Annotated in this window: 18 protein-coding genes; 10 read left to right on the top strand and 8 right to left on the bottom strand. The window is 51.9% G+C overall.

The genetic code is table 11. From position 1 onward, the window contains the following. Genes GC087_RS22875 through GC087_RS22890 form a run of 4 tightly spaced genes read left to right on the top strand, consistent with a single transcriptional unit; the run spans position 1 to position 3,738 of the window. Positions 1 to 1,422, top strand: a complete 1,422-nt coding sequence (locus tag GC087_RS22875; protein ID WP_039339478.1) for a sodium:solute symporter family protein — start codon at positions 1 to 3, stop codon at positions 1,420 to 1,422. Position 1,423: 1 nt separating this feature from the next. Beyond that, positions 1,424 to 2,581, top strand: coding sequence for a sialidase family protein (locus GC087_RS22880; RefSeq protein ID WP_058702530.1), 1,158 nt, complete (start codon positions 1,424 to 1,426; stop codon positions 2,579 to 2,581). A gap of 4 nt (positions 2,582 to 2,585) precedes the next feature. Then, the gene (locus GC087_RS22885) at positions 2,586 to 3,056 is read left to right on the top strand and encodes a NanQ anomerase/TabA/YiaL family protein (RefSeq protein ID WP_058702529.1); all 471 of its coding nucleotides are present in this window, start codon (positions 2,586 to 2,588) and stop codon (positions 3,054 to 3,056) included. A 1-nt stretch (position 3,057) separates the two neighbouring features. Then, complete coding sequence (locus GC087_RS22890) at positions 3,058 to 3,738, top strand: SDR family NAD(P)-dependent oxidoreductase (RefSeq protein ID WP_006121971.1); 681 nt, start codon at positions 3,058 to 3,060, stop codon at positions 3,736 to 3,738. Positions 3,739 to 3,868: 130 nt separating this feature from the next. Here the strand turns inward: GC087_RS22890 and GC087_RS22895 are convergent, their stop codons facing one another. Further along, entirely contained in the window at positions 3,869 to 4,270 is a 402-nt protein-coding gene (locus GC087_RS22895; RefSeq protein WP_006121972.1) for a cupin domain-containing protein, read from the bottom strand. A 239-nt stretch (positions 4,271 to 4,509) separates the two neighbouring features. Here GC087_RS22895 and GC087_RS22900 point away from each other — a divergent pair, with 239 nt between their 5' ends. Next, positions 4,510 to 5,307 carry a MetQ/NlpA family ABC transporter substrate-binding protein gene (locus GC087_RS22900; protein ID WP_058702528.1) on the top strand — a complete coding sequence of 266 codons (798 nt, stop codon included), beginning with the start codon at positions 4,510 to 4,512 and terminating at the stop codon, positions 5,305 to 5,307. Between the two features lie 58 nt (positions 5,308 to 5,365). On the opposite strand, the gene GC087_RS22905 is transcribed toward GC087_RS22900, so the two are convergent. Then, positions 5,366 to 6,073: a phage antirepressor KilAC domain-containing protein gene (locus GC087_RS22905; RefSeq protein WP_006121973.1), complete on the bottom strand. Its 708-nt coding sequence runs from the start codon at positions 6,071 to 6,073 to the stop codon at positions 5,366 to 5,368. A gap of 431 nt (positions 6,074 to 6,504) precedes the next feature. Between GC087_RS22905 and GC087_RS22910 the strand changes: the two genes are divergently transcribed. After that, positions 6,505 to 6,939: a 6,7-dimethyl-8-ribityllumazine synthase gene (locus GC087_RS22910; protein ID WP_058702527.1), complete on the top strand. Its 435-nt coding sequence runs from the start codon at positions 6,505 to 6,507 to the stop codon at positions 6,937 to 6,939. A gap of 86 nt (positions 6,940 to 7,025) precedes the next feature. Beyond that, positions 7,026 to 7,499 (top strand): nuclear transport factor 2 family protein, encoded by a 474-nt coding sequence (locus tag GC087_RS22915; RefSeq protein ID WP_033742417.1) that lies wholly within the window; start codon positions 7,026 to 7,028, stop codon positions 7,497 to 7,499. A gap of 215 nt (positions 7,500 to 7,714) precedes the next feature. On the opposite strand, the gene GC087_RS22920 is transcribed toward GC087_RS22915, so the two are convergent. From GC087_RS22920 to budA, 4 genes are all read right to left on the bottom strand, one after another. Beyond that, positions 7,715 to 8,131 carry a hypothetical protein gene (locus GC087_RS22920; protein ID WP_006121976.1) on the bottom strand — a complete coding sequence of 139 codons (417 nt, stop codon included), beginning with the start codon at positions 8,129 to 8,131 and terminating at the stop codon, positions 7,715 to 7,717. A 178-nt stretch (positions 8,132 to 8,309) separates the two neighbouring features. Continuing rightward, positions 8,310 to 9,083, bottom strand: a complete 774-nt coding sequence (locus tag GC087_RS22925) for a (S)-acetoin forming diacetyl reductase (RefSeq protein ID WP_033742618.1) — start codon at positions 9,081 to 9,083, stop codon at positions 8,310 to 8,312. A gap of 25 nt (positions 9,084 to 9,108) precedes the next feature. Next, positions 9,109 to 10,788, bottom strand: coding sequence for an acetolactate synthase AlsS (alsS, locus tag GC087_RS22930; protein WP_054687844.1), 1,680 nt, complete (start codon positions 10,786 to 10,788; stop codon positions 9,109 to 9,111). 15 nt (positions 10,789 to 10,803) lie between these two features. Next, positions 10,804 to 11,586 carry an acetolactate decarboxylase gene (gene budA / locus GC087_RS22935; RefSeq protein ID WP_058708889.1) on the bottom strand — a complete coding sequence of 261 codons (783 nt, stop codon included), beginning with the start codon at positions 11,584 to 11,586 and terminating at the stop codon, positions 10,804 to 10,806. A gap of 104 nt (positions 11,587 to 11,690) precedes the next feature. On the opposite strand from budA, the gene GC087_RS22940 reads away from it, so the two are divergent. Continuing rightward, positions 11,691 to 12,572 (top strand): LysR family transcriptional regulator, encoded by an 882-nt coding sequence (locus tag GC087_RS22940; RefSeq protein WP_033742412.1) that lies wholly within the window; start codon positions 11,691 to 11,693, stop codon positions 12,570 to 12,572. Between the two features lie 496 nt (positions 12,573 to 13,068). Continuing rightward, positions 13,069 to 14,343, top strand: a complete 1,275-nt coding sequence (locus GC087_RS22945) for a Glu/Leu/Phe/Val family dehydrogenase (RefSeq protein ID WP_033742410.1) — start codon at positions 13,069 to 13,071, stop codon at positions 14,341 to 14,343. 57 nt (positions 14,344 to 14,400) lie between these two features. Here GC087_RS22945 and GC087_RS22950 read toward each other — a convergent pair whose 3' ends face one another. Further along, a complete protein-coding gene (locus GC087_RS22950; protein ID WP_324030733.1) occupies positions 14,401 to 16,332 on the bottom strand; it encodes a methyl-accepting chemotaxis protein in 1,932 nt (643 codons plus the stop codon). A 156-nt stretch (positions 16,333 to 16,488) separates the two neighbouring features. Here GC087_RS22950 and GC087_RS22955 point away from each other — a divergent pair, with 156 nt between their 5' ends. Further along, positions 16,489 to 16,827 (top strand): cupin domain-containing protein, encoded by a 339-nt coding sequence (locus GC087_RS22955; RefSeq protein WP_058702524.1) that lies wholly within the window; start codon positions 16,489 to 16,491, stop codon positions 16,825 to 16,827. Positions 16,828 to 17,177: 350 nt separating this feature from the next. Here GC087_RS22955 and GC087_RS22960 read toward each other — a convergent pair whose 3' ends face one another. Further along, complete coding sequence (locus GC087_RS22960; RefSeq protein WP_006121982.1) at positions 17,178 to 17,492, bottom strand: YebG family protein; 315 nt, start codon at positions 17,490 to 17,492, stop codon at positions 17,178 to 17,180. Positions 17,493 to 17,525 lie beyond the last annotated feature (33 nt).

The following is a 17,525-nucleotide window of genomic DNA, read 5'->3' on the forward strand; positions in this document are numbered from 1 at the left end:
ATGAAAACATTCAACGCTCAGGACACCCTGATAATTATCGGCATTGTATTGGCATATATTCTTTTTACCACCTGGCTGACATTCCGCTTACGTAGTAAAAACGCGGGCGATTTTATGGAAGGCTCAAGAGCCATGCCAGCCTTTATTGTAGGCATTCTGCTGATGTCAGAATATATCGGTGCAAAATCGACTATCGGCACGGCTCAGGCCGCCTTTGAAGGTGGGATTGCCGCGTCCTGGTCAGTCATTGGCGCCGCTATTGGCTTTCCCCTTTTTGGCATGATTCTGGTAAAACGCATTTATAATACGGGTAAAATTACCATCTCGGGTGCGATTGCTGAAAAGTACGGTAACAGCACCAAAAATATTATTTCACTGATCATGATTTATGCCCTGCTTTTGGTCAATGTGGGAAATTATGTCAGTGGTGCGGCGGCAATCGCCACTGTATTACACGTGACATTGCCGGTTGCCGCTTTTATTACGGCTGTAGTCAGTACGTTCTATTTTGCCTTCGGCGGTTTAAAAGGAATCGCCTGGGTCACCATGCTACACAGCGCGCTGAAATATTTTGGTATCCTGGCTATTCTTTGGTTTGCATTGTCACAAACGGGTGGCCTCAAGCCTATGATCAATGAAATGCCCGCTTATTACTGGACCTGGGACGGTAATATCGGCGCGTCAACCATTGTCGCCTGGCTTATCGGGACGATTGGCTCGATCTTCTGCACCCAGTTTGTCATTCAAGCTATCTCGTCGACCAGAAGTGTGAAGTCGGCGCAGCGCTCGACCTGGATTGCCTTTCTGTTCTGTATGCCGATTGCGTTGGCGATTGCCGTTATCGGTGTGGCAGCCAAATATCTCCACCCCAATATCGACAGCCTGTATGCATTGCCGGTGTTTCTGCAGGATATGAATCCCTGGCTGGCTGGTCTGGTAACGACCTCACTGGTTGCCTCTATATTTGTCAGCGTCAGTACCGTTGCCCTGGCTATCGCGTCGCTGGTGGTGAAGGATTTCTATGTGCCTTATTTCAAACCCACGACAGAGCAGGAATTTAAAACCACGCGCTGGTTGTCGCTGCTGATTGGCTTTCTGCCGCTGATCTTTGTCCTGTTTGTCCCTGAAGTTCTGAAACTGTCCTTTTTTACCCGAGCGATTCGCCTGTCTATTACCGTTGTCGCGGTCATTGCCTTCTATGCCCCGTTCTACAGAAGTACTCGCGGTGCCAATGCCGGCCTGATTGGTGCGTGTGTCGTGACCTCAGTCTGGTATCTGGCAGGCGATCCGTTCGGTATTAATAACATGTATATCGCGCTACTGACGCCCGCATTGATCATGGCGATTGACCATATGATCCCCAGCAAAGCCAGAACCGCAGCGGCTGAACACGCCAGAGCTGCCGCAGGAAAAGGAGAATAAAATGATTGTAACCGTAACGCGCGATGGCATCCTGACGCCATGGGAAAAAGATGACCGCGTACTTACCGCAATGCTGCCTTCGTCATGCCCACAGAACCACGCCGCCAATATTTTACCGCTGCACGATGGTTCCCTGCTCTGCGTCTGGTTTGGCGGCACACAGGAAGGCATAGCCGATATCTCTGTCTGGTGCTCGCGCTTACCTGCAGGCAGCCATATCTGGAGTGAGGCGGTAAAACTGTCCGACGATCCAACCCGTTCTGAGCAGAATCCCGTTCTGTTCCTCGCGCCCGATAACGTGCTGTGGCTATTGTGGACCGCACAGCTGTCCGGTAATCAGGATACGGCGATTGTCCGCTACCGCCAGTCTGGCGATCTGGGTAAAACCTGGGGGCCCATTGACACGTTACTGGATAAACCTGGCACCTTTATCCGTCAGCCCATCACCGTGCTGGAAAACGGCAACTGGTTACTCCCGGTGTTTTACTGCCGCACACAGCCGGGTGAAAAGTGGGTGGGTAACGACGATATCAGTGCGGTGAAGATTTCATCCGACCAGGGTAAAAGCTGGCGGGATGTGGTTGTGCCGGAAAGCCTGGGGTGCGTGCATATGAATATCACTGCCCTGCAGGATGGTTCGCTGGTTGCCCTTTACCGCAGCCGTTGGGCAGACAATATCTATCTCAGCCGATCCACCGATGGTGGTGAGAGCTGGACAGCGCCTGAAGCCACGGTGTTACCTAACAACAATTCGTCAATTCAGGTGACGACGCTGCAAAGTGGCGAACTGGCGCTGGTGTTTAATAGCATGAGCGCAGCCGGGGCAACGGAACGTCGCGCGTCACTCTATGATGAGATCGATGACGGTGACGGCAGAAAGGAGCCAGAAGCAACCGGACGAAGCGCTTTCTGGGGGGCGCCACGCGCCCCAATGACTGTCGCAATTTCCGCCGATGGCGGCAAAACCTGGCCGTGGCAGAAAAACCTGGATGAAGGTGACGGTTACTGTATGACAAACAATTCTCAGGAAAAACTGAACCGTGAGTTTTCCTACCCGAGCATTAAACAGGATGCACAGGGTACCTTACATATCGCGTATACCTATTTCCGCCAGGCGATTAAATATGCGCGCGTCACACCCGACTGGGTGAAGGAGTAAGCAGATGATTATCGGCAATCTGAACGCCCTGCCGCTGGCAGGGTTACCCGAATCCTTACTGGCTCTGCTCCGGTTACCCGACTGTTCTCTTGAAGCACTGGCCGCAAGGGATATCGGTAGATGGCAGCCGGAAAATGCAGCGTGGTTTTGCACGATCCAACAGGCCACCACCCAGGACGCCACGCTGCGTCATACGGAATACCACCATCTTTGGACTGACATTCAGGTGATGCTGGAGGGTGAAGAGGTCATTTATGCTGGCGCCCAGTCCATTGCCAGGGCCGGAGATGAAGAGCGCAAACCCGATTTGTATATCGCGCAGCCAGAACCATTACCGGTTAGCATCACTTTGCGTAAGGGAGACTTTGCGGTCTTTTTGCCCGGTGAACCTCATCAGGCCCTGTGTGCCGCAGGCGCGCCAGTAGCCGTTCGTAAAGCCGTCTTTAAGGTACCGAAATCGATGTCAGGAGGTTGAGATGCGTCACGCTATCGTTACAGGCTACAGTTCTGGCATCGGCAAAGCGATTACTCAGGATTTATTGCAAAAGGGCTGGAAAGTTACGGGGCTGAGCCGGACGCAGGGCGAGGCAGCCTTACCCAACCTCAACGGCATCGCCGTTGATCTCACTGATGCCGATCAACTCAGGTCGGCAATCAGCGGGCTTGAAACGCCGGATGCGCTGATTCACGCCGCAGGAATGATCGTCGCCGCCCCGCTGGGCGAACTGGACGGAGCGGCCAGCAAACGCTTGTGGTCGTTGCACGTTCACGCAGCCGAAGTGCTGATCAATCACTTTGCGCCAACGCTTAAGCCAGGCAGCAGGATCGTCGTTATCGGCAGTCGTACCTCGCGCGGTGCCGCCAATCGCTCGCAGTATGCGGCAACCAAAGCGGCGCTGGTTGGCATGGTCCGCTCATGGGGAATGGAACTGGCTCCTCGGCAGATTACGGTGAATGTTGTCGCTCCCGGCGCAACCGAAACGCCGATGCTGACCAAACCTGAACGGGCCTCATCCGCCCCCATCCTGCCGCCAATGGGACGCCTGATTCAGCCAGAAGAAGTGGCTTCACTGGTGAGTTATTTACTCAGTGAACGCGCTGCTCCCATCACAGGTCAGGAGCTGGTGATATGTGGAGGCGCTTCACTTAAAGCCTGATTCGCCGCGTGGTTAAACCCGCGTTTACCGGCTGGTTTAACCACGGCTGTCGCGCTTATTCCGGTGAAATGACGTGAGCCCTTCCCCTTTTTTATTCACATTACGTCACGGGCTTTGCCCGCATAGCGATCTAAAACTCTTCCGGCTCGCCGGGTAGCGGTTCGGTCAGTTCCTGCCCTTTCACACCCGCGTACGTGATAATCAGCTCAGCAGGACTTTCCAGCGTAAAACCACGATGCGCACTGTTGATGGTTTCATTCAACGCTTCACCAGCCTGAAAAGTTTGCTGCTCACCCGTTTCTTTATCCTCCACCACTAACGTCCCTGAAAGGACAAATGCTGCATTGGGCATCGGATGAGTATGCCAGGGCAAGGCGGTTTGCGCCGGAAGGGTTAAGCGTATGACTGTCAGTTCGGGTTGTCCCTGCGGATAAGCGTCAATATGTTGGCCATTCCATGCCTGGCAACTTTTGAGCAGCGTTACCGCCTTAATTTCTGATGCTGATGCGTTATCGCTGTTTTCACCTGACATCGTTTCTCCTGTTAATGACGCCCCGGGCCGGGCTGAGTGACTCGTTTAAAAATAGCTGATAATCCGCCAGCACACTTAATATCAGCAATTGAAAGGCGGCAGAGACAGCGATAACAGCGCTGATGTTTTTTTATCCCAATCAGAGCATGATGGTTATATCTTATAGCGACGCGTAAGTACGCAATACCGTGAATTTGTATTAGGCTTTCGGCATCAAATACTGATGGGAATCCCTACATATGAAAGGTTTATTGACGGCGCTAATCGCCAGTTCCGTATTATTATTGTCCGCCTGCTCGCCTGATAACGATCATAAAGTGAAAGTGGCTATTAATACGGGTCCTGATGAAGCTATCTGGAAAGAAGTACAGAAAGTAGCCAAAGATAAGTATCAGCTGGATGTTGAAGTGCTGAACTTCAATGATTATATTTTGCCCAATGAAGCACTGAATAATAAAGAAGTGGATGCGAACGCCTTTCAAAGCCTGCCTTACCTTGAAGAGCAGTCAAAGGAGCGCGGCTATAAATTTGCCGTTGTGGGCAAAACGTTTGTTTTCCCTATCGCTGCCTATTCGCACAAAATTAAAAATATCAGTGAGCTGAAGGATGGCGATACCATTACGATATCAAATGAAGCCACCACGCTTGGACGCAGCCTGCTGCTATTACAGGCTCAGGGGCTGATTAAGCTAAAAGACGGTGTGGGTTATTTACCAACATCGCTGGATATTACCGATAATCCCAAACATCTGAAGCTGGTCGAAGTGGATACACCACAGCTTACCCGCACGCTGGATGACCCAAACGTCACCCTTTCCATTATTAATACCAACTTCTCTGCGCAGGCGGGGTTATCTGCTCATCGCGATGGTTTGTTTATGGAAAGCGCCTCTTCGCCGTACGTTAACGCCCTGGTTTCACGTCAGGACAATAAAGACAGCGATAAGATTCAAAAGCTGAAAGCTGCATTTCAGTCTCCTGAGGTCGCAGCAAAAGCAGAAGACGTTTATAAAGGCGATGCCATTAAAGGTTGGTAAATCAGATAGCCTGGGGCAAGCCGCGCAGCAGGCGGCCTGTTCCAGGCATAACGTGCCGTCAGGCGGCAGCGCCTTTGGTTTGTGCGGACAGATGCCCGGCCCATAAGCTGGCAATCCACCGGACCCCTTTCGTGGTAAACCGCGCCTGTGAGAAAGTATGCTGATTTTCTGCCGTTCCTGCGTGCAGGGTAAAGTAACCCGCCTGCAGATGGTAATGCTGTGGTGTCAGTGCGCCCTTTTCACGGTACATGATATTGCGGTCGAGCAGAAACTGACGAAAATCCGTTTCTTTCACTTTCAGCATTTTACACAGCTGACGAAAACCGAGCGCGGTGTCCACATTCACGAAATCGTCGAAAAAGGCGGCTTTTGGCGCAGATTCGGCCAGTTGCTTTTCTGCAGCACGGCGCTGTTCAAACTGCTCCGCCCAGGCGCGAGCCGCCTCGGCGGGATTCGTGAAATCAGGGAGATGAACGCGTTCTTCACGCGCCTGCCAGCGATCAAGCGCTTCCGCGGTAAAGCCAGGCGAAAGCCGGGCCACCGCCAGAAGTGAATCGCGTTTATTCAGGTGATATTCCTGGCGCATTTCGCCCTGGTGTTCATAGAGATTGACCAAAAGTGGCTGGGACAGGCGCTGTGCCGTTTCAAGGCTTTTGATTAACCGTTTAACTTCACCATGTGTATTTCCGGTCATTTGAGCAATTTCCCGGCTACTCATTGTGATGGCATGATCCGTTGCGTTGAAAGTTTCTGTCGACATCATCATGGGCTTTACCCCCTAATCATTCCAGACAACACCCAGCGGGCAGTGGAATAATTATACAATTACCTGTTTAAATATCCAGTATTATTTTTAAGCAACATCATAAATGGAATGCGTTACACAATCGAACAGCGATCGCGATACCGGAGGCACGCAAAGCATGGCCCTGTGCTTTTCACCTTGCCAGGGAACCCGGGGCACACGCGGAAGACCGCAAAAGCGAGTGAAAGGTAAGCGCACGGGGTTTACATCGGTTTATACTGTTCGCTATTCATCACTGAATTCAGCCGGATACTGCTGTCCGGCAGCGGGATCGATGTCTTTATGATGTGTGACTGGCAATGGTACGCATCAGAGAATTTATAGTCATTCGGGAAGATGAGCGCGTCTGCCGATCTCTCAGGAACCGGATGTCACGTTGACTGGAGTAAGTTATGCAACCGTTAAGAGTCGCCTTTATCAAGGCAAGCTGGCACAGCGAAATTGTTTCTCAAACCCTGGCTGGATTTCAGCAGGAAATGGACAACAGCAGCACGCCCTGTGAAATCAAAACCTGGGATGTGCCTGGCGCCTTCGAAATGCCGTTACTGGCACAACGCCTGGCACAAACCGGTAAGTTCGATGCAATTGTCTGTGCGGCTCTGGTCGTGGATGGTGGCATTTACCGCCACGATTTTGTCGCTCAGGCCGTCGTGAACGGACTCATGCAGGCACAACTGGCGACCAACGTGCCCGTGTTTTCCGTCTCACTGACACCACATAATTTTCAGCCTGCCGATGAATTCATTCGCTTCTACACCGAGCATTTTGTGAAAAAAGGCAAAGAAGCGGCACGCGCAGTACGTCAAATTCACGCCATTTCACTGTAAACGCACGTGGTTTTGTCTGTTTAACAGTCTGTTTATCACAGCCAGGCGGCGCGCTTATCCAGAGTGCCGCTATTTCAGGAGACAGTATGGAAGCCCCACGCCAGCCTTTACCACCGTTTACCGATGTACAACAGGCCATAACGAAAGTGCGTCTGGCCGAAGATGCCTGGAACAGCCGCGACCCCGAACGCGTTTCACTGGCTTACTCGCCTGACAGCGTCTGGCGAAATCGCGATATCTTCCTGAGCGGACGTAGCGAAATCGTGGCGTTTTTGCGCGAGAAATGGCAGCGAGAGGCCGAGTATCGGCTGATAAAAGAGCTGTGGAGTTTTCACTCAAACCGCATTGCGGTTCGGTTTGCCTATGAATGGCATGACAGCGCGGCAAACTGGTTTCGTTCTTATGGCAATGAAAACTGGGAATTTGACGAGAATGGCTTCATGGTCAGGCGCCACGCCAGCATAAACGATGTGGCGATTGCCGAGAGTCAGCGTTTGTTTCACTGGCCTCAGGGCCGCCGACCGGACGACCATCCTTCACTCAGTGATCTTGGCCTGTAGGCAATTTCCGTGAAACATGTCTGAGATCCACCTGACGCACCTTCTCGCGTCGGGTGAAACAGAAAAGAACAGCACCATATTGTCTGAACCGTTCACCTTCAGGCCGTAAACAGCAGCCCTGACTTTTCCACTACCTGGGCATTTTAGTTCCGGCAAGGCTGTTCACGCCGACAATTCAGGTCAGTCACATCGGACTGACCCTCCCGCCTGATGCCTTAACCTTGTTCCTGCGCGGCGTCGTTTGATTTAGGTTGCTCAACAAAGGTCGCTTTATTGCGCGTCACCGTGTAGGCCACTTTTTTCACGTCGTTAGGTGACGTTGTCACCTCAAGGGGATCAATGGTTACGCGTCCCAGACCAAATAAGGTACGGACGTAACCGCCGACTTCATGTTTACCCGCCGGGACATGCAGGACTTTACTTTCGCCATTCGGCAATTCGCCAGCATCTTTACCATCTACGGTCAGGTAAATATGGGAACCGTCGTCAGCACGCGTAATCACATGAGAGACATCAATCTGCGTTTGTCCTTCGGCAAAGGCGTCAGCAGGATTGGCGGCAGGCTGCTTTTTGGCGCAGCCTGACAAGGCAGTGGCGACCGCGAGTGCGGCAAACAGATAACGATAACGCATTGTGGCTGTGTGACTCCCTGACAAATGAGCACGTTATTTTAGCGATTTCAGAGCATGATGGAAGCCCGCAGGCGCTCGGCATGCTCTGAATTTTGTCAGTAAGCAATGCGAAGGGTAACGAGAAACGGCCTGGCTGAACAGAGGTCGCCTGGCACAAGCGTGCCAGGCCTGATCGCGATCAGCTAAAGACCATTCCGCCATCAACCAGGATAGACTGGCCGGTAATATAATCCGAGTCCGGTCCTGCGAGGAAGGCTACACAGGCGGCCACATCGTCGGGCTCGGATAAACGGCCCAGTGTGATTCTTTTGGCGAAGGCCTCGGTACCATAACCTGCAGGCTGACCTGCGGCTTCGGAAATTTGCCGATCAATTTCTGCCCACATGGGGGTTTTGACAATGCCCGGACAAAAACCGTTTACGGTAATGCCCGCCGGTGCAAGATCCCGGGCTGCCGTTTGGGTCAGACCGCGCACGGCAAACTTACTCGAACTGTATATCGCCAGTTCAGGATTTCCGACGTGGCCAGCCTGGGAGCAGGCATTAATGATCTTTCCGCCGTGCCCCTCCGCTGCAAAGGCTTCAACCGCGGCCTGCATCCCCCAAATCACGCCTTTCACGTTGACGTTGTAGACTTTATCAATGATGTCTTCCGTAATGTCCTGAACAGGCGTGGACGGCGCAATCCCGGCATTATTGACAATGACATTAAAGTCGCCCAGCACTTCACGTGCCTGCTCAACCGCGTGAAAAACTTGATCACGCTTTGATACATCAACCTTGATGGCTAATGCACTGCCCTGCGCTTTTTTAATTTTTTCCGCGACCTGAGAAGCGGTATCAAAATTAAAATCCGCTACCGCAACGGCAAAGCCATCTTTCGCCAGGCGTAACGCAATCGCCTCACCAATGCCCTGGCCCGCACCTGTTACCAGCGCCACTCGATTTTTCATCATCATGTCCTCCGTTCCTTCGTGATTAAAGAAGCTGACTCAGATGGAGTTGTCCCATCAAAAGGGGGTTATCCGCATAATCCACCGGTACAGCTACAACCGCCGGCCCCTGCACATCCATTGCTTTACGCAGTGTCGGCTCAAGTTCAGCTGCGCTGGTCACCGCAAACCCCGCGGCGCCAAACGCCTCGGCATAGGCTTTAAAATCAATGGGCCCAAAATTGACACCGGACACACGTTGATATTTTTTCTCTTCCTGCATCGCCACCATGTTGTAGGCATTGTCAACCCAGATAATGTGCAGGATATTGGCGTTGAGCCTGACCGCCGTTTCCAGCTCCATACTGGATTGGAGAAAACCGCCATCCCCTGATACCGACACCACTTTACGTGATGGATCGACAAGCCAGGCACCGATAGCCCAGGGCAGCGCAACGCCCATGGTTTGTTGTCCGTTAGAAATCATGATTTGACGCGCACGGAAGCTGTAGAGGTAGCGGGCAATCCAGATATGAAAACTGCCCATGTCCACGGTAAGACTGACGTCACTGTTGATGATGTCCTGCATCGCCCGGACAATACGCAGGGGATGAAGTGCAAACTGATTCAGACTGGCCCCCTGAAGCGCCAGTAACTGTCGCTGTTGTTGGCGATCGTCCAGTATGCTGGCAGCCTGCTGGCTAAGTTGTAAGGGTGAGGTTATCCGCGTCGCCAGCTTGCCCACCGTTGCCGCGATATTCCCCACTAACTCAGCATCAGGTAAATAGCGGTTGTCGGTTTCCGCCGGGACGACATCAATATGAATTAACGTCGCATTACCGGTATTCCACATCGCCGGTTCGTACTCAACCGGGCTGTAGCCAATCGTGATAATCAGATCCGCCTGCTGGAGTAGTTTGTCACCGGCCTGGTTATTGAAAAGACCCACGCGGCCAGCAAAACGGGAAAAGTGCTCCTGACGTATCGCGCCTGCTGCCTGATAGGTGCTGGTAACAGGGATATGGCTGCGGTTTAACAGATCGTGAATGGCCTCGCTGTTCTCAGGCTGGCTTGCCATCAGGCCAAGCAGAATCACCGGATTTTTTGCTTTGGCTATTTCACGACTGACCGCATCAATCATGACGTCGGGTGCCGCCCCCAGGGTGATACCGCCTTTGCTGGCCAGGACTTTGCCCGTCACCGGCTGGTCGACAATATCCTGTGGCAGGCTGACAAACGCACCGCCTCCGCGACCATGCTCCGCATGGCGAAAGGCATTTGACACGCATTCAGCCAGGGCGGAGGGATCGGTCACCTCTACCGCATATTTTGTAACCGGGCGGAACATAGAGACGGTATCCAGGCTTTGGTGGACCTGCTTGGCGCTGTCAGAGCGTTTGACGGCGCCCCCCAGCGCCACAACCGGATCGCCTTCGCTGGTCGCGGTCGCCATACCGGTCACCAGATTGGAGCAACCAGGACCGGAGGTGACCAGCGCCACCCCTGCTTTTCCGGTCAGTCTGCCCACCGCAGCGGCCATAAACGCAGCATTGGCTTCATGCCGCACGGGAATGGTATGAACAGACGAATCCAGCAATGAATCAAAGACTTTATCGATTTTTGCACCCGGAATACCAAACACATGGCTGACGCCCTGTGCTTCCAGTTGCGCGACAACCAGATCGGCGCCGCAGGTCCAGAGGGTTGTATCTGAGAGGGTTTTCATATTCAGGCCTCGTTATTAGCTTTCGACAGAACGGATAGCGTCATCCAGGTTTTCGGGCGTCAAATTGGCGTGCAGGAAATCACTGTTTTCCGGCAGGTCGATGACCAGCTTGCTGATGGCGCCAAAGGTCAGCGAGCCCTCTTCAAGCACGTAGTCGAGAATGTGACCGCCTCCGGTTCTGTCGTCGGTGATAAAATGTTCGTGGTACCCGGCGACGTTAATGCCCTGCATGTACTGTGGCGTACGGAACCCGATAAGCTCACCGCTGCGATGAGAAAATTCGAAGATGGGCTGATTGCCGAGCACTTCTGGCATCGAGCGGTATGGGCGGCACTGACACGGGACGGTACGGGTTTGTACCGATGAAAAGTGGCCGCTGACACGTAAGGCACAGAACTGATTGTCCGAGGTGATTTCACTGTCAATTAACTGGTGCAGCTCATGCCGTGGAACAGCACGTTCGAAAGTGTGTTTATGCTGAGGCTGAAAGAAGGTCATAACCGCAAAGGGCGTTTTCTGCTCAGGATGTGCAGGACGGGCGCTGCCATCCGCCCGTAACTGATAAACATTGCTGTCGAATGCAATCAATTCTCCGTCGAGCTGGTTGAACGTGCCCAGGCCAAAGTCGCCTTTACGCAGTAAATCTGCAATTCGGGTTTCACCTTCGTAAACACCGCTCAGAAGTGCACTCATCAAAGAGGTTTGATACATAACACTTTCTGGCATATTTTTTTGCAGTTTGTTCACCGTATCTTTAAGTTGATCCTCGCAGGAACAATCAGTTACAAAATTGCTCATTGGATGCCTCATGGGTTAACTGTTAAGCCGTGTTAACATTATGGTGGTCCCGTTTGCCGACAGAATCCAATAGCAAAACCTGTTAACTTTGAGACGTTTTTAATATGGAACTGCGCCATCTACGTTATTTTGTTGCGGTCGCACAGACTCAACACTTCACCCGAGCGGCTGAACTACTGGGCATTTCGCAGCCGCCGCTGAGTCAACAAATTCAGCGCCTGGAGCATGAAATTGGTACCCCGCTGTTGAAGCGGCTGACACGTGGTGTGGAACTGACAGAGGCTGGAAAGACTTTTCTGACAGACGCGATTGAAATTGTTCAGCTGGCCGATTATGCCCTAGAGAAAGCCAGAGGCGTTGCCCGTGGGATGAGCGGAAAAATGTCATTAGGTTTTGCGAGTTCGGTGGCTTTTAATCCTCGTGTGTTCGAAATCATTCGGCACTTTAAAGCCCGCTATCCTGCACTGGAATTAATGACCCGCGAAGAAAACATGTCTTTACTGATACAGGATCTTCAGGAAGGACTACTGGACGCGGCGTTTATTCGTTTACCCTGTGAAAGCAGTCGGTCATTTAATTTGCGGGTTATTTCGACCGAGCGGATGGTGTTGGCACTGCCTGCCGACCATCATCTGAAACATAAAACGGCCATTGCGCTAAGTGAGTTGGCAGACGAAACGTTGATTATTTTTCCACGTGAAGTTTCGCCCAGTTTGTATGAACTCATTGTCAGTGCCTGTTTACGGGCAGGTTTTTCATCTTCCTCTTTCCAGCAGGCCCCGCAAATCAGCTCTTCGCTGGGGATGGTCGGCGCGGGCTGCGGGATTGCGCTGATCCCTGAATCCATGATTTGCGTACAGAATCCCCACATTTGCTTTCGTGACATTGCAGAGAATACGCTCTTTACGGATGTCGCTTTTGCCTGGCGGCGTAATAATGCCTCCAAGGCCGTGAACCATTTATTAGCACTCATTCCTGCGCGTTAAACACTCAGCGATCACTCCTTTCGGTGGCAGAAACGAAGCGGGAAAAATAAAAGATGCAGTATGAAAAGGGGAAATAAGCGCTGCGAATATATCCCCCTGATGCGTCACCGGGGCTATTTCATGTTGCCTTTGTGTTTTCACATAAATGAAATTTTCATTCGCATTAGCTGAATTAATGCACCACGTTGGTGCAAAAAAGTCAATGCCATTTCTAACATTTAATTAACTTTTTGAACCTTCTCAAAGAACTGATAAATGGCTGATTTTTTAGTTTATGCATCTTTTATGCATTTCTTATGCAACCAGCGCGGGGATTTTACCCGGTTTATCTGCACTATTATTCACTCTTATTCAGCGTTAATCGAAATAGCATAGCGATAATGCGTGCCGGGCCGACATCATATTTTTTCTGGCAGTGATAAATTATACATGCGCTGAAAAGCGTGTTGTTTCCACGGCTCAACACAATAAATAACGTCGATAAGAAAGGTTTTGTATGGATAAGTTATCTTACGCGTCTGACAGTAGTACATCCGCCTGGTCTACCTACCTTCAACAAATCGATCGCGTTGCCCCTTATTTGGGCGATCTCTCTCGCTGGATCGATACGTTACGTCATCCTAAACGTGCCTTAATCGTTGATATTCCTTTGCAAATGGATGACGGTACGATTCGTCATTTCGAGGGTTACCGTGTTCAACATAATCTGTCACGCGGCCCCGGCAAAGGCGGAATCCGCTATCATCCGGATGTTGACCTGAATGAAGTCATGGCACTCTCCGCCTGGATGACCATCAAATGTGCCGCTGTGAACCTGCCTTATGGTGGTGCTAAAGGCGGGATTCGTGTAGATCCCTTCAAATTGTCTGAAGGTGAGCTTGAGCGTTTAACCCGCCGCTATACCAGCGAAATTGGTATCATCATCGGTCCACAAAAAGACATTCCGGCACCCGATGTCGGTACCAACGGTAAAGTTATGGCCTGGATGATGGATACCTACTCCATGAATCTGGGCACCACCGTGACGGGCGTCGTGACAGGTAAACCTATTCACCTGGGTGGATCGCTGGGTCGCGAAAAAGCCACCGGTCGCGGCGTATTTGTTACAGGTCGCGAAGTGGCGCGCCGTGCCGGTATTGAGATTGAAGGTGCGCGCGTCGCCGTTCAGGGCTTCGGTAACGTTGGCAGTGAAGCGGCACGTCTGTTCAGCCAGGCTGGCGCACGCGTCGTGGTGATTCAGGATCATACCGCTACCCTGTTCAATGCCGACGGTATTGATATGGATGCACTGACGCAATGGCAGGCCGAAAACAAACAGATTGCTGGCTTCAAAGGCGCACAAGTCATTGATAAAGAGGCCTTCTGGCACACGGAAATGGATATTCTCATTCCGGCAGCCCTTGAGGGTCAGATTACCCGTGAACGCGCTGAGACCCTGAGCTGTAAACTGGTACTTGAAGGTGCCAACGGTCCTACCTATCCCGATGCTGACGATGTGCTGGCAAACCGTGGCGTGATTGTGGTCCCAGACGTTATCTGTAACGCCGGCGGTGTGACGGTCAGTTACTTCGAATGGGTGCAGGATATGGCCAGTTTCTTCTGGAGTGAAGACGAGATTAATAAACGGTCTGATAAAATCATGACTGAAGCCATGATTCACGTTTGGGAAAAAGCCAAAGAGAAAGACTGCTCTCTGCGCACCGCAGCCTATATCGTTGCCTGTGAGCGTATTCTGATGGCCCGTAAAGATCGCGGTATCTATCCGGGCTAAGCCAGTAAAAAAACAACCCGCGATGTGCGCGGGTTGTTTTTATTCAGCGGCTTTCGCTTAACGGAATTGCTGCACCGTCTGGGCCAGCTGTTGCGCCTGATCTTCAAGCGAACTGGCTGCCGCCGACATTTGTTGCACCAAAGCCGCGTTTTGCTGCGTTGTTCCGTCCATTTCATTTACCGCAATCGTCACCTGACTAATTCCTCGCGCCTGTTCATCTGACGCGGCAACGATTTCGTTGATGATACTTTGTACAGAGGAGACAGCCTGGGTCATTTCATGCATCGTTTTGCCTGCCTCATTGACCAGCGTGACGCCGCTTTGTACCCGGGCACTGGACTCCTCAATAAGCGCGGCAATGTCTTTGACCGCACCGGCACTGCGTTGCGCCAGGTTTCTGACCTCAGAGGCCACTACCGCAAATCCGCGCCCTTGCTCGCCCGCCCTGGCCGCCTCAACGGCTGCGTTGAGCGCCAGGATATTGGTCTGGAAGGCAATGCTGTTGATCATGGTCGTGATATCGCCAATTTTCTTTGAGCTGTCATCAATTTGCGACATGGTCTGTACCACCTGGCCCACCAGGTTTTCGCCCCGACTGGCAATGGTTGTCGCATTTCCGGTCAGGTGCGTAGCCTGCTGGGCGTTATCCGCGTTCAGGCGAACCGTGGCGCTGATTTGTTCCATGCTGGCTGCTGTCTCTTCCAGTGCTGCCGCTTGTTGTTCGGTGCGCGAGGCTAAATCCAGGTTGCCGCTGGCTATCTCACTGGCCCCCTCTCTGACAGACGCGCTGGCATCTTTAATCTGGCCCACAATGGATTGCAACTGGCTTTGCATGGTGTGCAGGGCGTAAAACAGGCTGGCGTTGTCACCGTGCGCGACCTTAATGTCATTGCTGAGTTTGCCTTCCGCAACGGCCAGCGCAATGCGGGCTGCTTCTGCGGGTTCGCCACCAAGCGGGCGCATTACTTTGCGATTAAACAATAACCCCAGTACGGCACCTACCAGCAGGATGCTCACAAGCATTAAACCGATAGCCCAATAGAGCTGGCGGTTCGCGGCGGCCATGACCTGGCTGACAGGGGCGACAATTCCCACATACCAGGGCTTATCGCTGTTGCCTATCACCACCGGATACCAGGTGTACATGGCTCTTTCACCCAACACCGGATCATCATGTTCGAGGATCTGACGGGTAAAATTGTCTTTGTCGCCTTTCCATTCCTTACCGGCGTCATTTTTGACAGGTGACGATACCACTTTACCACTGTTCGAAAGCAACAGCGCATAACCCGTATCCTGCCAGGGTTTTATCTGGTTCACTTTTTGCTGTAATGACGCAAGCGAAATATCCGATGTGACCACCGCCATGAGCTTGCCTTGATCGATAATGGGTGAGGCAACAGAGGTCAGTAAGGTTGGCACGCCGTTGTACGGGTAGCTGTAGGGCTCTATCAGGGTATCTTTACGCGACTGTTGAGGGACCAGATAATAATCCCCCTGGCCAGGCGTCAAATAAGAGAGCAGCGGATGCATGGCATAGTTGCCGGACTGATCGCGGTCAACAAACCAGGCATAGCGGCCCTGAGGTGGCTGTCCTTTCTGACCAACAAACTCCGCATCGCGACCGTCAAACGCGTCAGGTTCAAAAATCACGGACATAGAGAGATAGTCAGGGTTGGCCCTGAGAGAATACTCCATAATTTTGTCGGCAATTTTCCGGTCATTAACGCCCGCTTTTGGTAAGGCAATCAGGCTTTGGCCAAGGCTGTGTGCCATATCGCGCGCGTAACTCAGCTCTTGCTGAATCTGCAGGCCGCGACTTTGTGCAATCTGTTGAAGATAATTTTCCGCTAAGTTTTTTTGCTCTTTTGCCGATTGCCAGCTCAGGACGCCAATAGTGACGGTAAAACCAAGCGTAATAGTCAGGCCACCGGCAAGCAGCATCTGGGTGCGGGTGGTCAGTGTTTTTTTTGCGGGTTGAGAAGTCATGCGGATTCCCCTGAAATCGATCGGCTTAATTGACTTCCCTGCCAGACAGACGCTTTTATGTTCCTTAAGGATCTATCGGCGCTCAATAAACGAACTTTAATTCTCATGACTCAAGTCAGACCTTAATCACAACGTTCATCATCAGGGGGAAAGCGCATGATTTCGAAAGAGAACGCAGAACATTATTTCTGGGGTGAGCAGTGTGAGGGTTGGCATCTGCTTAAAAGACACGATCTGAGCATTATTTATGAGCAGATGCCGCCTGCAACACATGAAATACGGCATTATCATGTGCGATCGCGGCAGTTCTTTTTTGTGCTGGAAGGCCAGCTCAGCCTTGAGGTGGAAGGTGTGGTGCATCATCTGCAGACGCAACAGGGAATTGAAATTCCCCCCGGCGCAAAACATCAGGCTCGCAATATCAGCGATAACAGCGTCACTTTTTTAGTCATTTCTCATCCCACAACGCGTGGCGATCGTCACGATGTCGTCTGAACACCGGGCGGGAAAGTGAAATTTTGGTAACTTATCGCGATGATTTTGACCTGAAACAATAAACGGGCGGAAAAAATATGTCAGTTTGTGCCCTCTTTTTTGGCGGGATGAAAAACCGGACTTATTCATGTGGAATCATACTGGCTGGCTTCACAGCTCTGCGCTTTGTTTTGGCTGGCTTGCCAGATATCTCCATCACTACGCTTTTGCCATCACACATTTGACTGGCTGATCGTAATGCAGGCAAGCACGGCGCAAACCAGTCAATGCGCGCGAAGCGTTATGGAGAGAGCGTTGTGCGGGATAACAGCCGGGCAGTTCACAGGTAATGAACTGCCAGGAATGAACCATCAGGCCGCTTTAACGGCGCGGACTTTTTTCTCACTTTGCGCAGTCGCGTCAGCTGTTTCTGACACATTTTGCGCCGTGCCAGGTAATTTGCTGGTGCGAAGAATATGCTGTACCGCGTCTTTTTGCTCTGCCAGCAACAACCCTAAGGTTTCAGCCTGCGATTCATCCATATCGGCCTGGTGTGCCAGTAACCAGTCGGTGAACGCCTCTGCCATATCCAGCATTTTATCGTAGGCATCGGCCTCTTTCTTATTGGCAAATGTCATCTTCTCTTCACCCTTTCTGACTACTACAAATTTGGTTTCGACAGCCATTTTATTGCCCTCATATACTGTTTATTTATACAG

The organism is Pantoea sp. JZ2 (assembly GCF_035191405.1).
Taxonomy (GTDB): domain Bacteria; phylum Pseudomonadota; class Gammaproteobacteria; order Enterobacterales; family Enterobacteriaceae; genus Pantoea; species Pantoea stewartii.

What these genes read in the sequence shown, in the direction of transcription:
- GC087_RS22895 (WP_006121972.1), bottom strand. Translation starts at nt 4,270, where the DNA reads ATGTCAGGTGAAAACAGCGATAACGCATCAGCATCAGAAATTAAGGCG.
- GC087_RS22950 (WP_324030733.1), bottom strand. Translation starts at nt 16,332, where the DNA reads ATGACTTCTCAACCCGCAAAAAAAACACTGACCACCCGCACCCAGATG.
- GC087_RS22920 (WP_006121976.1), bottom strand. Translation starts at nt 8,131, where the DNA reads ATGCGTTATCGTTATCTGTTTGCCGCACTCGCGGTCGCCACTGCCTTG.
- budA (WP_058708889.1), bottom strand. Translation starts at nt 11,586, where the DNA reads ATGAGCAATTTTGTAACTGATTGTTCCTGCGAGGATCAACTTAAAGAT.
- GC087_RS22960 (WP_006121982.1), bottom strand. Translation starts at nt 17,492, where the DNA reads ATGGCTGTCGAAACCAAATTTGTAGTAGTCAGAAAGGGTGAAGAGAAG.
- GC087_RS22915 (WP_033742417.1), top strand. Translation starts at nt 7,026, where the DNA reads ATGGAAGCCCCACGCCAGCCTTTACCACCGTTTACCGATGTACAACAG.
- GC087_RS22925 (WP_033742618.1), bottom strand. Translation starts at nt 9,083, where the DNA reads ATGAAAAATCGAGTGGCGCTGGTAACAGGTGCGGGCCAGGGCATTGGT.
- GC087_RS22875 (WP_039339478.1), top strand. Translation starts at nt 1, where the DNA reads ATGAAAACATTCAACGCTCAGGACACCCTGATAATTATCGGCATTGTA.
- GC087_RS22880 (WP_058702530.1), top strand. Translation starts at nt 1,424, where the DNA reads ATGATTGTAACCGTAACGCGCGATGGCATCCTGACGCCATGGGAAAAA.
- GC087_RS22940 (WP_033742412.1), top strand. Translation starts at nt 11,691, where the DNA reads ATGGAACTGCGCCATCTACGTTATTTTGTTGCGGTCGCACAGACTCAA.
- alsS (WP_054687844.1), bottom strand. Translation starts at nt 10,788, where the DNA reads ATGAAAACCCTCTCAGATACAACCCTCTGGACCTGCGGCGCCGATCTG.
- GC087_RS22910 (WP_058702527.1), top strand. Translation starts at nt 6,505, where the DNA reads ATGCAACCGTTAAGAGTCGCCTTTATCAAGGCAAGCTGGCACAGCGAA.
- GC087_RS22900 (WP_058702528.1), top strand. Translation starts at nt 4,510, where the DNA reads ATGAAAGGTTTATTGACGGCGCTAATCGCCAGTTCCGTATTATTATTG.
- GC087_RS22905 (WP_006121973.1), bottom strand. Translation starts at nt 6,073, where the DNA reads ATGATGATGTCGACAGAAACTTTCAACGCAACGGATCATGCCATCACA.
- GC087_RS22885 (WP_058702529.1), top strand. Translation starts at nt 2,586, where the DNA reads ATGATTATCGGCAATCTGAACGCCCTGCCGCTGGCAGGGTTACCCGAA.
- GC087_RS22955 (WP_058702524.1), top strand. Translation starts at nt 16,489, where the DNA reads ATGATTTCGAAAGAGAACGCAGAACATTATTTCTGGGGTGAGCAGTGT.
- GC087_RS22945 (WP_033742410.1), top strand. Translation starts at nt 13,069, where the DNA reads ATGGATAAGTTATCTTACGCGTCTGACAGTAGTACATCCGCCTGGTCT.
- GC087_RS22890 (WP_006121971.1), top strand. Translation starts at nt 3,058, where the DNA reads ATGCGTCACGCTATCGTTACAGGCTACAGTTCTGGCATCGGCAAAGCG.